Raw genomic sequence first — 13,733 nt, forward strand, 5'->3', positions numbered from 1 at the left:
ATAACCAATGAATAAAATAATGAATAAAACAGTGCTAACAATGCCATGAGTAAAACCGTTAAACATAAAACTGCCGATACGCCGCCATCGAGGCGCATGCCCAATCGTGATGTGCGGCCGTTTTTTGAGAAACTGGCAGCGACGATTGATGAGCCAGTGACTGAGCTCAATTATAACAGCAACTTTGAGCTGCTTATCGCCGTCATATTATCGGCGCAGGCGACCGATGTCAGCGTCAATATCGCCACCAACCAGCTTTATCCGGTTGCCAATACGCCTGAGTCTATTTTGGCATTAGGCGAAGAAGGACTGAAAGCGTATATTAAGAATATCGGTTTATATAACGCCAAAGCCAAAAACGTTATTAAAACTTGCCGTGACTTGATTGAGAAGTTTGATAGCACCGTTCCTGATAACCGTAAAGATTTAGAATCTCTAGCAGGTGTCGGGCGTAAGACGGCAAACGTGGTGTTAAATACCGCCTTTGGACAGCCGACGATGGCGGTCGATACCCATATCTTTCGCGTCGGCAATCGTACAGGACTTGCCACGGGTAAAAACGTCTTAATCGTTGAAAAGAAACTGGTCGAACGTATCCCAGACGACTTTATCGTAGATGCGCATCATTATTTGATTTTGCATGGGCGCTATACTTGTCAAGCTCGCACGCCAAAATGCGGTGCTTGCCCGGTTTATGATGAGTGTATGTTTAAAGACAAAGCCAAATTTGTAGAGCTTTAAAGGCTTTGAGCACCTTAAAGATTTTCAAACATCTCCTTTCTAAATACTTCGCCTTAATACTTTAATTTAAGGAAGCAGAATGCAGACCTTGACCGCACTCGTATTTGACGACTTCGAAACTTTAGACTTATTTGGGCCTATTGAGCTATTTGGTAGCTTACCTAACGAGTTTCGCATTCAGTTTGCGTCAATGAAAGGTGGTATCATTCATAACCATCATGGTGTTGCCTTGCAAACTGTCGCAGTAGCAGAGTTAGCTCATCAAACGAATATACTATTGGTCGTCGGCGGTAAAGGTACACGTCCACTGATTAATGATAGTCATTTTTTGCAGACCTTGACCATGCTCGCTGACAATGCCGACTGGGTACTTAGCGTCTGTACAGGTAGCGCTCTATTGGCGAAGGCAGGTGTTTTGGACCATAAACGAGCGACGTCGAACAAGCGTGCTTGGCAATAGGTGACCGAACAATCAGATCAGGTGGATTGGATAAAGCAGGCGCGCTGGGTCGTAGATGGCAAGTTTTACACTTCTTCAGGCGTCACAGCTGGCATGGATATGGCGCTCGGCTTTATTGCTGACAGACAAGGTCGCGATAACGCAAAAGAAGTTGCTGTCTATACAGAATACTGTTGGCAAGAAGATAGCCGCCTCGATGATTTCTACAATAGTTAGGCGTCATGGCTGACACTAGAGTTTTAGCTCGATTCACGTTAAAATACCATAATTTTTTGATTCACTTTTACCTTCTATTTTCCGTTAACATTTAATAATGACTGAGTTTATATATTACAGTCCCTGCAATTAAGCGATCCCATTATGCGCGAATACAACTTATTTACCTCAGAATCTGTGAGCGAAGGTCACCCTGATAAAATGGCTGACCAAATATCAGATGCTATTCTTGATGCCATTTTACGTGAAGACCTTCATGCCCGCGTTGCCTGCGAAACCTTGGTTAAAACAGGTGCGGTGATCTTGGCAGGCGAAGTGACCACGACTGCCAATATCGACGTTGAGCGTATCGTCCGTGATACGGTAAATGGCATTGGCTATCATCACTCAGACTTGGGTTTTGATGGTGAGACGTGTGCCGTTATTAATATGCTCGGTAAGCAGTCGCCAGAAATCGCTCAAGGGGTCGATCGTAGCAGCCCTGAAGAACAAGGTGCAGGCGACCAAGGCTTGATGTTTGGTTATGCCAGCAATGAGACTGAAGTATTGATGCCCGCGCCTATCGAATATGCGCATCGCTTGATGGAGCGTCAATCTGAGCTGCGCCGCGCTGGTGAATTGCCTTGGCTACGTCCCGATGCCAAAGCACAAGTGACCCTCAAATACGACGGTAATAAACCGATTGCCATTGATGCCGTGGTGTTATCAACGCAGCATGATCCAAGCATCTCGCAAACCGATTTGCAAGAAGCAGTCATGGAATCGATTATCAAACAAGTATTGCCGGCGGACTTATTGCACGCTGGTACGCGCTATCATATCAACCCAACTGGCAAATTTGTCATTGGCGGCCCTGTTGGCGATGCTGGTGTGACTGGCCGTAAAATTATCGTCGATACTTACGGCGGTATGGCGCGTCATGGTGGCGGTGCCTTTAGTGGTAAAGATCCTTCAAAAGTCGATCGCAGCGCTGCCTATGCAGTACGTTATGTGGCCAAAAACATCGTCGCTGCCGGCATTGCCGATCGCTGTGAAGTACAAGTCAGCTACGCGATTGGCGTTGCTGAACCGACTTCGATTTCAATTAATACTTTTGGTACTAATAAAATCAGTAACGATGAAATCATCAGCTTGATTCGTAAACATTTTGACCTACGTCCTTATGGTATTACGCGTATGCTCAATTTATTGCAGCCGATGTATCAGCAAACCGCAACTTTTGGACATTTTGGTCGCCAAGGCTCTGAAACTGCTTTTACGTGGGAAAAAACGGACAAAGCGGAAATCTTAAAAGCCGATGCAGGTTTATAAGACTGTTCACTTGTTTCCATTTTTTAGATGTATTCGGTCTTCATACTTATCAAGTTTAAAGACCGTCATGATATATTCAAATTTACTTACCATTCTTAGGAGTCGCTTATGTCTCAAGACAATATGCCAGACAATGCTCAAAATGACGCGCTAAACGACGCTTTAAATAATAGCCAAAATGACGAAATTGATACCACTCTTGAAATCACTCCTGAAATGCAAGCGTTCTATCAACGTGCTGACGAAATCATTGGCGTCGCCAATAGTCAACTGGGCCCTAACGCTCACTCAGGCCAAGTTGGCGCGTCATTGCTGTATGCAGCAGCGCGTTATAGTGCGTCAGTTGCCTCGATTGGCTTTGTAAAAGGCGATGATTTTGCTAAAGAAAAAGACGATATCGTTGAGTTTTATACCAAACAATATCGCCAAATGTTAAGCGACAACTTGACTGATTACGCACAAAACTTTGATAAATATGTGCAGCTTAATAAAGAGGATAAACCTGCGCAGTAAGTTTATAAAAGCTCTAAGTTTATAAAAGCTCAGTCAAGAAACGTATAAGAATTAATATCAAAAGCCCAAGCCTTCGTAGCTTGGGTTTTTTGTTACTCTAATAATATGCTTATTAAATATCAGCGACGAATTAAAAAACGAATAGCACATTTGCTTTTTGTTTGAAACTGGCGTTTAATGCAAAAATAAATGATAAAAACGATATAAGGATATTTATTATGCGCGCGCTCTCTACTTTCAAACTTACAGTCACCATAAGCTTTATGCTAGCTTTAGCAGGTTGTAACAATATTAGTTCTAACTCAAACCCGATGCCTGATAGCACGCCCATTCAGCCGCCCGCCTCTAACACCAGTCAACCCCCAAAAGGCCTTGTAGCACAGTGTCCAACCTTTGACCCTGCAAAAACCATGTGTACAGCGCAATACGATCCGGTCTGCGTAAAAACGCAAGTCGGCTCAGTGATAAGCTATCGTACGGCGGGCAATGCTTGCTCAGCTTGTAGCACTCCTGAAGCCGTCAGCTATGTCAAAGGTGAATGTTTATAGTGACAGTGTGGCTGTAAAATTGTCGTTGTGAAAATTACCAGTTTAAAACCTATAAATTATTAAATGTCCATAAAAAATCCTAAGACAACGATGCATCTTAGGATTTTAAATGACAATTATTATATTGTGTTTTTAAGTAAAACCAACGGCAGCTAACTACATTATTGGTTTAATAAAAATGATTTTAAAGCCGATATTTTTAGAACCGCTAATAGTAGGTTCTCTTTAAATCAATCAGTGCGACTGGGATGAATTTTGCGTAGCCTCTGTGATAGCGGCAAGCAAGGAAAATTATACCAGTTGCACGTGCTAACTCACGTATCTATTGATTTCAAACCGACTATACGCAGCTTAATTAATCACCTTTAACAATTTTAGGCGGACCTTTTAATAAGTCCTCATCGACAAACTCACTGGCCGAATTATGGTCAGCTGACTCATCGGTAATATAACGCTGCTGATTGCGATATAAGATAAGTCGGTCGCGGCTCATACCGCGCAGTAACGCATACATCATCACAAAGATGACCAACGCAAAAGGTAGACCTGCCACAATAGCCGCCGCTTGAAGGGCATCTAAACCGCCCGCTGCCAATAATATGGCAGCAATCAAACCTTGCATCAGCGCCCAAAACAAACGCTGGATTTTGGGTGGATTGGTATCACCGCCCGCCGTCAGCATATCGATGACAAAACTGGCTGAGTCTGATGAGGTCACAAACCAAAGGACAATCATCACCACAATTAATAAGGTAATCGGTTTGGTCAATGGATAATATTCAACCAGCTTAAAGATGGCACTACCGTAATCGGCTTGCACTGCCGCGACCAATCCTGGGCTAACTACCTCAGGATTCATGCCGGCGAGCAGCTCCATCTGTATCGCCACACCGCCAAAAGTCGTAAACCAAAAAAACAAAATCGTCATCGGAATCAGCAGCACGCCAAATACAAACTCACGAATGGTACGTCCACGGCTGATACGCGCAATAAAAACACCGACAAATGGCGACCAGCTGACCCACCATGCCCAATAAAATATTGTCCACGCGCTTTGCCAATCGGTATTACTATAGGCTTCGCTCCACGTCGACAACGTGACAATGTTTGCCAAGTAGTTGCCTACGTTTTCTATAAAACTGTCAAAGATAAATAGCGTCGGGCCTAAAATTACCATAAACGCCAATAAAATACCGGTCAGCCCCATATTAATATCACTAAGACGTTTTATGCCTTTATCAAGACCGAGCATCAGTGAACCACAAGCTAATGAGGTCACAAAAGCAATGATAATAAACTGTATCGTTAAAGTAGAGGGAATACCAAATAATCCCTCAAGGCCCGCGTTAATTTGCATAACGCCAAGACCTAAAGAGGTCACCACCCCAAACATCGTCCCAAACACGGCTAAGACATCGACCGTATGCCCCCATTTACCATAAATCCTTTGTCCAAGAATAGGATAAAGGGTTGAGCGTATCGATAATGGCAGGCCACGGCGAAAATGGAAATACGCGAGCGACAGCGCAACGATAGTATAAATCGCCCATGCATGCAGCCCCCAATGCAAAAACGACAGATTCATCGCTTGTTTTGCCGACTCAAGGGTTTCTGCTTCCCCAAGCGGCGGTGCCATAAAATGATATAAAGGCTCAGCCGTCCCCCAATACACCAGTCCAATCCCGATGCCCGCCGAAAACAACATTGCAATCCATGAAAATAAGCTATATTGCGGTCGCTCCGTCTGTTTGCCTAGACGTATATCACCGTAGCGACTGGCAGTCAGATAAATACAGAATACCAATGCCATATTGAATAAGATGATAAACAACCAGCGGAATTTTTCGGCGATAAAGGCCTGTAAGAAGCTAAAAAGTGTTGCTGCCGTTTCAGAAAATAACGAACCAAAGATAATAAAACCGACGATTAAGACACTTGAGGTAATAAACACCGGTTTATTTACCTTTGGAAAGGGTCCAAGTTTACTTACTTTATAAGGGCGACTAGACTCTTTTATTAGTAATATGACTCGCAGTCTAATTAGTTATTTAAATGGCTATCGAGGTAGTAATTGCAGCAGCCTACCTTTATCGCCATCTTCTAATAACCACACTTGCCCATCGACAGTTAACACACTACGAATTCGTTCACCCATATCATAGCGGTAGCGTTCGGCAGCGCCGTTATTGTCAGCAAACTTAACCACGATAAGCGCTTTTGATGACAAGCCGCTGATAAGGGCATTACCTTGCCACGCTGGAAAATCATTATATTTACCAGTCTGATAAATGCTCATCGACGACGGTGATATTACAGGCGTCCACGATATTTTTGGCGCGACGAAATCAGGGCGCGTATCATGATCAGGGATATCCGTCCCGGAATAATTGCGTCCGTTCGAGACCACGGGCCAGCCGTAATTATTGCCTTTTTCTATCAGATTAAATTCGTCACCACCGCGCGGCCCCATTTCATGCGCCCACAGCCTACCTTTATCATCGAACGCCATACCAAGTATGTTACGATGACCAATCGTCCAAAATTGGGTAGCAATATCGCTGCCATTTTGTGCAAATGGATTATCGGCTGGCACTGAACCATCAGGATGTAATCTGATAATTTTACCCAAATTCACACTCATATCTTGTGCTGGTGTTTTTTCTTGGCGCTCGCCTGAACTGATATATAAATATTTTCCGTCAGGTGAAAAAAGCAAGCGATGGCTATAATGTCCTTGTCCTTTTAGTTTCGGGGTTTGCTCCCAGATGGGCGTTATGGCTTGCAAGCGTGGCGCGTCAGTATCTAAGCCCGTTAATGTGGCTTTGATAACTTTTGCCCCAAATTTATTACTGTCGCTTCCTGTGCCCGCCTCGACATAGCTGATATAGATATTATTAGAAGTAGCAAAATCCGGCGCAAGAATGATATCGCCAAGGCCGCCCTGCCCGCCATACGCTACTTTTGGCACACCATTAACGCTTGTCTTGACACCTGTTGCCGTATCAACAATGAATAACTCGCCTGTCTTTTGGGTGACAAGTAATTTAGGGGGCTCATTATTAACGGTAGGTAATGCTGTCATTGCCCAAGGCTCATCAAACGTAGCAGTTTTTTTGGTGATAAAGGTGGGCTTTTCGGTACTTGCTAGCGATTCACTAGCAGAGGCTTGTCCTTCTCTATAGTCTGTCAGGTCTTCATGGGTATTGACGGCAGTTTGATTGGAGCAAGCGGGAGCACTAAACAGCAGTGCGCTGATCATTATCGGTAACATTAATGGCGTGCTTAGGTGCTGCATACTGATGATCGTCATTTTGTCGTCTCCGTAACTGTTGATGTCTTATTCCTAGTGTTTAGTTTTTAGTGCTTAGTTTATTTATAACATAGTCAAAGCACCCAAACCGTAAATAATAATAGCGCACAAAAAAACCCCTTACCTGCCTGTAGAAAAAATAGGCAAGTAAGAGGTTAGTTTTAAAACACGGTCAGTTAGGGTTAGATATTAATTCATGCTACGTTTCTCAAACACCAACTTATCATCTGCGCCGACATCGACTTTGATGATATCTCCTGCGCCAAAATCACCAGCCAATAGCTTCAATGACAATGGGTTTTCAATTTCCTGCTGGATCGCACGTTTGAGTGGGCGTGCGCCATAGACAGGATCATAACCAATAGCAACTAGTTTGTTCATCGCATCGGCTGACAGCTCGATATCCATCTCACGCTCTTGGAGACGCTGACGTAGACGCTGCAACTGAATGTCAGCAATACCTGACATCTGCGACATGCCAAGCGGATGGAATACCACAATCTCGTCGATACGGTTGACAAACTCTGGGCGGAAATGCTGCCCAACTGATTCCATCACCTCAGCTTTGATGTCTTCGTAACTTTCACCGACCATCTCTTGGATTTTGTGTGAGCCTAAGTTACTGGTCATCACAATCACCGTGTTTTTGAAGTCCACCACGCGGCCTTGTGAGTCCGTTAAGCGTCCATCGTCTAACACTTGTAGCAAGATATTAAACACATCAGGATGCGCTTTTTCGACCTCATCAAACAGTATCACGCTATAAGGCTTACGGCGTACCGCTTCGGTCAAGGTGCCGCCTTCTTCATAACCGACATAGCCTGGAGGCGCGCCCACTAAGCGGCTGACGCTGTGTTTCTCCATATACTCACTCATGTCGATACGGATGATGGCATCCTCACTATCAAACAAGAAGTTGGCCAGTGATTTGGTCAGCTCAGTTTTACCAACCCCCGTAGGCCCTAAAAATAAGAACGAACCCAATGGGCGGTTGGGATCAGACAACCCAGCTCGGCTACGGCGCACAGCGTTGGCGACTGCTTTGACCGCTTCATCTTGACCGATGACGCGCTCATGCAGCTTCTCTTCCATCGCCAGCATCTTGTCACGCTCGCCTTGCAGCATTTTGCTGACAGGAATACCCGTCGCGGCTGCCACCACCTCTGCGATCTCGTTGTCCGTGACTTTGTTACGTAGCAGTTTGGCACCGCCATTATCACCTGCCAGCTCTTTTTGCTCGGCCAAATCAGACTCAGTAATGCGACGCTCTAGCTGCGGAATCGTTTCATACTGCAGCTTACTCATGGTCTCGTAATCACCTTCACGACTGGCTTTGTCATAGGCAATACGCGCTTTATCCAGCTCGTCTTTTAGCTGCTGACTGCCTTTGACCAAGGCTTTTTCTGCTTGCCAAATCTCATTAAGGTCAGCGTACTCTTTTTCTAGCTCTTCAATTTGTGCATCGAGCACTTTACGCTCGGCTTGCGCACCAGCGTCTTCTTCATTTTTGAGCACTTCGCGCTGCATTTTCAACTGAATCAAGCGACTATCAAGCTTACCTAAGGCTTCAGGCTTGCTGTCCATCTCCATACGTAAACGACTGGCCGCTTCATCAATCAAGTCAATCGCTTTATCTGGCAGCTTGCGATCGGTAATATAACGATGGCTCATCCGCGCAGCAGCAATAATCGCGCTGTCTTGGATATCAACACCGTGATGCAGCTCATAACGCTCTTTTAGACCACGTAAAATCGCAATGGTGTCTTCGACTGTTGGCTCATCGACCAGTACCTTTTGAAAACGACGCTCAAGAGCCGCATCTTTTTCGATGTACTGGCGATACTCATCAAGAGTTGTCGCACCGACACAGTGTAACTCACCACGCGCAAGCGCAGGCTTTAGCATATTACCGGCATCCATCGCACCATCGGCTTTACCAGCACCTACTAAAGTATGCAACTCATCGATAAATAAGATGACATTGCCTTCTTGCTTTGATAAATCGCTAAGTACCGCTTTGAGTCGCTCTTCAAACTCACCACGGAATTTTGCCCCCGCAATCAATGAGCCCAAATCTAACGACAACACTTCTTTGCGGCGTAGTCCTTCTGGTACGTCACCATTGATGATTTTTTGTGCTAGGCCTTCGACGATGGCTGTCTTACCGACACCCGGTTCACCGATGAGCACGGGGTTGTTTTTGGTGCGGCGCGAGAGCACCTGAATGGTACGACGAATCTCTTCATCGCGACCAATCACAGGGTCAAGCTTACCAAGTTCCGCCTGTTCAGTTAAGTTAATGGTATATTTATTCAGCGCATCACGCTGATCTTCAGCATTTTGATTATTCACGGTTTCATCACCACGCAATTGTTCAATCACTGTTTTTAGTTTGCTCGCTGTTACGCCAGCACTCTCAAATATCTTTTTGGTTTCGCCTTGTTCAGCGAGTGCCAACATCACCCATTCAGTCGCGATAAAATCATCGCCTTCTTTTTGTGCTTGACGATCTGCCAAGTTCAAAATTTTAACCGAATTCGGGTTTAAATTAACGTCACCTGTTGGCTCACTAATCGTTGCTTGATTGTCAAGCGCTTTTGCCACGCCATTTTTTAATGCTGGAATAGACGCGCCGGCTTGCTGACAGATAGATAAGTTAGACTCATCTTGTAGCAATACGGCCAGCAAATGCACAGGGTCAATCCCAGTGTGGTCGCGACCTAGCGCCAAACTTTGGGCTTCTTGAATCGCTGATTGCAATTTTTGGGTAAATTTCTCGAATCTCATAGTGTGTCCTTTAATCATTAATAGTCGTTTGTATCTGCTAGTCGCTGCGGCTTTTTATAAGTATTAAGATGCCGTAAGCTTTTCGTTGTTATCTATATAAGGTTTGTTGAGTAATATTTCAATGTCATTTTAACTATTGTCAATAGTATTTATTGACTTGTTGGTATCGACCTATGCAGCACATATATGAGCAAAGGTAAAATCTGCAAAAAAAATTAAACCTTATTCATAACAATGATATCACGTTAAAGTATTAATAGGCACATTTATAAGAGATTTCAAGAGAGATTAGTAAAGAAAAATTAGGAAGTTTTGAGGCTGTACGGACACAGAGAAATATATTTTAGCGGACGACTAAAACAGTTAAATGCGGGAGATTAACAAACTATTTATTCTACAATTTCGATCGGTGTACCAACATTTACCGCAGCTATGATTTCATCCATCTCATCATTGGTCACGGCTATACAGCCTTCCGTCCAATCGCGTTGCTGGTTCAGTAGACCCAATGCCCCAAAACCATTTTTTTGCCCATGAATCATGATATCACCGCCAGCACTGACACCTCGCGATTTGGCTCGGGCTTTATCGGTAGTATTGGGGTAGCTTACGTGAATAGAGCGATAGAATTTAGATTTTTCATTTTTATAATCGAGTGTATAGCTGCCAACAGGGGTACGCTGGTCGCCTTGTTGTTGCTTATGTCCAATAGGATTACCACCGAGCGCAATATGATAAGATTTAATCACCTTATCATCACTTAGTAGCTGCAGGGTACGAGCAGATTTATCGACAAAGACTTTATCAATCACAATACTTGTAGGCAAGGCTTGCTTGTTCTCTGAATTACTCTCAGCAGCAACGGCACTCGTGCTAGTCATGATAGCGAAGCTAATACCCATGACAATAAATAACCAAGGTGAATATTTACTATTTATATTGAAAAAAGACATAGCTTTTGCTTCTTAAAGGTAAGCGTTCATTGATAAAATCATCTTTAATAAGATAGCAAAAGACTATGCCAAGTTTATGCGAACGTTATAAATTAAACTTAAATTTGCTGCAATCAAAATCTAAAATCACTTTACACCATACGAATTGCACCATCTAGGCGAATCACTTCACCATTTAGGTAAGCATTATCAATAATGTGCGTGACCAATTTAGCAAACTCACTAGGGTTGCCCAAACGCTTCGGATAAGGCACGCCTGCTTCCAACTGCTCGCGCGCTTTTTCAGGGATGGTCTCCATCATCGGCGTGGCAAACACACCAGGAGCAATCGTCATGACGCGAATACCGTGACGTGCCAGCTCACGCGCTAGCGGTAAAGTCAGGCCAACGACGCCCGCTTTTGATGATGAATAGCTTGCTTGCCCTACTTGCCCATCAAAAGCAGCGATAGAGGCAGTATTGATAATGATGCCATTATCAGCATTCTTCTCATTAGCGCTTTCTGTATTGTCAATATTAGCAACCCGCTTAGCAATACTGGCCGCCACCAAACGCGCGACGTTAAAAGAACCCACGAGGTTGATATTAACCCCGCGACTAAAAGCATCAAGATCCGCTGGATTGTTTTCACGATCAAGCAGCTTTTGTACGACAGCGATACCTGCACAGTTAATGGAACCTTGCAGACCGCCAAATTCTTTTTCCGCCACTTCAACAGCCGCTTGCACCTCATCGCCACTGGTCACATCACAACGTGCAAAGCGTACATTATCACCCAACTCATTAACCAAAGCTTGCCCAATTGACTCGTTCAAATCAGCAATGACGACCTTGCCGCCTTGAGCGACGATAGCGCGAACCACTGACTCACCTAAACCTGACGCACCGCCGGTAACCAAAAAACTGTGTTGTTCCATTTGCATAATTATTCCTTTAATCGAGGTTTTTACTGGTATTTTTTAAGCTAACCATAATGAATTCACTGTAAAATAGATACAGTGCGACTGGGATGAATTTTTCGTAGCCTCTGCGGTAGTAGCAAGCAAGGAAAATTTATACCAGTCGCACATAACTATTAGCGTAACGATGTTATCTTGAATGGACTATACTTTATTGTCTTAAACGGCTATCGAAATCTCCAATAATCTATGCCGCAGACAAACTGCGCAGCAAGAAACGCTGGATTTTACCGCTTGGCGTTTTTGGTAATTCCGCGACAAATTCAACCTCACGCGGATACGCATGAGTTGAAAGACGTCTGCGAACCAAATCTTGAATTTCCTTGGCAATCTCATCTGTCCCTTTAATGCCTTCTTTTAGCACCACATAAGACTTAATCGTATGACCGCGCACTTCATCTGGCACGCCAACGGCGGCGGATTCTGCCACTGCCTCATGCTCAAGCACGGTATTCTCCACATCTGTCGGCCCTACGCGGTAACCTGCCGTTATAATAATGTCATCATCACGCCCAGAGAACCAATAGCTGCCGTCACTATGGCGCTCGACCACATCGCCAGTCAAATAGTAATCATCCACAAAGGCGTCTTTTTCATTCCAGCTATAACCGCAGAAATAAAACGCAGGCGATTGGCTAACCACTACGGCAAGCTGTCCTTGTTCACCATCAGTCAATACTTGCATGTCATCATCCAATACGACGAGTGTGTGACCCGGTAGCGCCATGCCCATCGAACCAGTAGGACATTCATGTGCTAATGCATGGTGCGCACAGCAGGTCATACCCGTCTCTGTTTGACCATATTGGTCCTTTACTTGGCAGTTCAAATACGTCTCGACCCAGTTGACGACTTCAGTATTTAAAGTTTCGCCCGCTGAGTTGGCACAGCGCAGTGCTAAACGTGCGCTAGCATCGTCATGTGATTTCTCAAACACACCGCTCGATTTCATCATCCGAAACGCCGTTGGCGAAGAGGCCAAATTGGTAATCTTATGACGTACCATAAAATCGTGGGCATTGGCAGCATCAAAGCCCGCCTCGTTAAAGTAAGTCGTGACGCCCATCAGTAAAGGCCCCGTAATCGCGTAATATAGCCCATATGCCCAGCCGGGATCGGCCATATTCCAGTAGTTATCATCAGCGCGCAAATCAATCGCATAGCGCATATACAGATAAAAAGCAGATAACGCTGATAACGGCACACTGACGCCCTTTGATTTACCGACCGTACCTGAGGTAAACATTTGCAAAAACGGCGCATCTTCATTGAGAAAAACAGCCTCTAGCGTTTGCGGCTGGGTCGCCATCATCTGAGCATAATTATCATCAGCCCATTTGCTTTCACTATCAGCTTGCGCATTATTCTGACTGCCCACCATGACCATTTTGGTCTGCTCGGCTAAGTCTTCGAATTTACTGCGGTTATCAATATTGGTAAAAACCACTTTGGTATTGGCTTTATCCATGCGGTATTTAATCGAATCATAGCCAAAAGCGGTAAATAGCGGTTGATAGACTGCGCCAATCCGCCAAGTCGCTAGTACGATGGTGAGCAGCTCAGGGGTACGCGGTAGCATGGTCGCCACTTGGTCGCCGACTTGTACGCCGTAGGATGTTAATAAATTGGCCACTTGCGCACTGGCTTTATCAAGCTCTGCAAAAGTCATGCGCGTCACATTACCAGCGGTATCTTCATGCACTAAGGCTAGATTATCGCCGCGCCCGTCACGCACATGACGACCACAGCAAGCCATATAAGCATTTAAACGGTCATCTAAATGCTCGCCATAGATTTCTGCCAATAACGCATTCATATCAAAATTATGATAGTAATCGTTGTAGCTCGTTGGTGTGTGGGTAGTATCTTTAGTAGAGTTTGCGGACGAATGATTGGAAGATGTGGTGTTCATAAGCTAATCCTTTAGCAATAGAG

The 13,733-nt window shown here is 44.7% G+C and carries 12 protein-coding genes; 6 read left to right on the top strand and 6 right to left on the bottom strand.

Annotation, left to right across the window (positions count from 1 at the left end):
* Nucleotides 1–45 precede the first annotated feature (45 nt).
* The 6 genes from nth to FOR85_RS05635 all read left to right on the top strand — a co-directional run bounded on the left by nth (nucleotide 46) and on the right by FOR85_RS05635 (nucleotide 3,789).
* Complete coding sequence (nth, locus tag FOR85_RS05615) at nucleotides 46–741, top strand: endonuclease III (RefSeq protein ID WP_144297076.1); 696 nt, start codon at nucleotides 46–48, stop codon at nucleotides 739–741.
* Between the two features lie 79 nt (nucleotides 742–820).
* On the top strand, nucleotides 821–1,201 hold the full coding sequence (locus FOR85_RS12770) for a DJ-1/PfpI family protein (RefSeq protein ID WP_223808528.1): 381 nt from the start codon (nucleotides 821–823) through the stop codon (nucleotides 1,199–1,201).
* Nucleotides 1,202–1,417: a hypothetical protein gene (locus FOR85_RS12775; RefSeq protein WP_223808529.1), complete on the top strand. Its 216-nt coding sequence runs from the start codon at nucleotides 1,202–1,204 to the stop codon at nucleotides 1,415–1,417. It begins immediately after the preceding gene.
* Between the two features lie 144 nt (nucleotides 1,418–1,561).
* Entirely contained in the window at nucleotides 1,562–2,728 is a 1,167-nt protein-coding gene (metK, locus tag FOR85_RS05625) for a methionine adenosyltransferase (RefSeq protein WP_144297077.1), read from the top strand.
* 216 nt (nucleotides 2,729–2,944) lie between these two features.
* Nucleotides 2,945–3,241: a DUF3144 domain-containing protein gene (locus FOR85_RS05630; protein ID WP_102077162.1), complete on the top strand. Its 297-nt coding sequence runs from the start codon at nucleotides 2,945–2,947 to the stop codon at nucleotides 3,239–3,241.
* A 218-nt stretch (nucleotides 3,242–3,459) separates the two neighbouring features.
* A complete protein-coding gene (locus FOR85_RS05635; protein ID WP_144297078.1) occupies nucleotides 3,460–3,789 on the top strand; it encodes a hypothetical protein in 330 nt (109 codons plus the stop codon).
* Between the two features lie 355 nt (nucleotides 3,790–4,144).
* On the opposite strand, the gene FOR85_RS05640 is transcribed toward FOR85_RS05635, so the two are convergent.
* The 6 genes from FOR85_RS05640 to FOR85_RS05665 all read right to left on the bottom strand — a co-directional run bounded on the left by FOR85_RS05640 (nucleotide 4,145) and on the right by FOR85_RS05665 (nucleotide 13,710).
* Nucleotides 4,145–5,740, bottom strand: coding sequence for a BCCT family transporter (locus FOR85_RS05640; protein ID WP_223808530.1), 1,596 nt, complete (start codon nucleotides 5,738–5,740; stop codon nucleotides 4,145–4,147).
* Between the two features lie 105 nt (nucleotides 5,741–5,845).
* Nucleotides 5,846–7,099 carry a PQQ-dependent sugar dehydrogenase gene (locus tag FOR85_RS05645; protein ID WP_144297080.1) on the bottom strand — a complete coding sequence of 418 codons (1,254 nt, stop codon included), beginning with the start codon at nucleotides 7,097–7,099 and terminating at the stop codon, nucleotides 5,846–5,848.
* A 189-nt stretch (nucleotides 7,100–7,288) separates the two neighbouring features.
* Entirely contained in the window at nucleotides 7,289–9,886 is a 2,598-nt protein-coding gene (gene clpB / locus FOR85_RS05650; protein WP_144297081.1) for an ATP-dependent chaperone ClpB, read from the bottom strand.
* 389 nt (nucleotides 9,887–10,275) lie between these two features.
* Complete coding sequence (locus tag FOR85_RS05655) at nucleotides 10,276–10,839, bottom strand: murein L,D-transpeptidase family protein (RefSeq protein ID WP_144297082.1); 564 nt, start codon at nucleotides 10,837–10,839, stop codon at nucleotides 10,276–10,278.
* A 131-nt stretch (nucleotides 10,840–10,970) separates the two neighbouring features.
* On the bottom strand, nucleotides 10,971–11,762 hold the full coding sequence (locus tag FOR85_RS05660) for an SDR family NAD(P)-dependent oxidoreductase (RefSeq protein ID WP_144297083.1): 792 nt from the start codon (nucleotides 11,760–11,762) through the stop codon (nucleotides 10,971–10,973).
* A 223-nt stretch (nucleotides 11,763–11,985) separates the two neighbouring features.
* The gene (locus FOR85_RS05665; protein ID WP_144297084.1) at nucleotides 11,986–13,710 is read right to left on the bottom strand and encodes an AMP-binding protein; all 1,725 of its coding nucleotides are present in this window, start codon (nucleotides 13,708–13,710) and stop codon (nucleotides 11,986–11,988) included.
* Nucleotides 13,711–13,733: the final 23 nt, after the last annotated feature.

The sequence above is a fragment of the Psychrobacter sp. YGAH215 genome, assembly GCF_007280595.1.
Lineage (GTDB): Bacteria > Pseudomonadota > Gammaproteobacteria > Pseudomonadales > Moraxellaceae > Psychrobacter > Psychrobacter faecalis.

Excerpts from the sequence above, each read along its gene's own strand:
- nth (WP_144297076.1), top strand. The coding sequence starts at position 46 with ATGAGTAAAACCGTTAAACATAAAACTGCCGATACGCCGCCATCGAGG.
- FOR85_RS12770 (WP_223808528.1), top strand. The coding sequence starts at position 821 with ATGCAGACCTTGACCGCACTCGTATTTGACGACTTCGAAACTTTAGAC.
- metK (WP_144297077.1), top strand. The coding sequence starts at position 1,562 with ATGCGCGAATACAACTTATTTACCTCAGAATCTGTGAGCGAAGGTCAC.
- FOR85_RS05630 (WP_102077162.1), top strand. The coding sequence starts at position 2,945 with ATGCAAGCGTTCTATCAACGTGCTGACGAAATCATTGGCGTCGCCAAT.
- FOR85_RS05635 (WP_144297078.1), top strand. The coding sequence starts at position 3,460 with ATGCGCGCGCTCTCTACTTTCAAACTTACAGTCACCATAAGCTTTATG.
- FOR85_RS05645 (WP_144297080.1), bottom strand. The coding sequence starts at position 7,099 with ATGACGATCATCAGTATGCAGCACCTAAGCACGCCATTAATGTTACCG.
- clpB (WP_144297081.1), bottom strand. The coding sequence starts at position 9,886 with ATGAGATTCGAGAAATTTACCCAAAAATTGCAATCAGCGATTCAAGAA.
- FOR85_RS05655 (WP_144297082.1), bottom strand. The coding sequence starts at position 10,839 with ATGTCTTTTTTCAATATAAATAGTAAATATTCACCTTGGTTATTTATT.
- FOR85_RS05660 (WP_144297083.1), bottom strand. The coding sequence starts at position 11,762 with ATGCAAATGGAACAACACAGTTTTTTGGTTACCGGCGGTGCGTCAGGT.
- FOR85_RS05665 (WP_144297084.1), bottom strand. The coding sequence starts at position 13,710 with ATGAACACCACATCTTCCAATCATTCGTCCGCAAACTCTACTAAAGAT.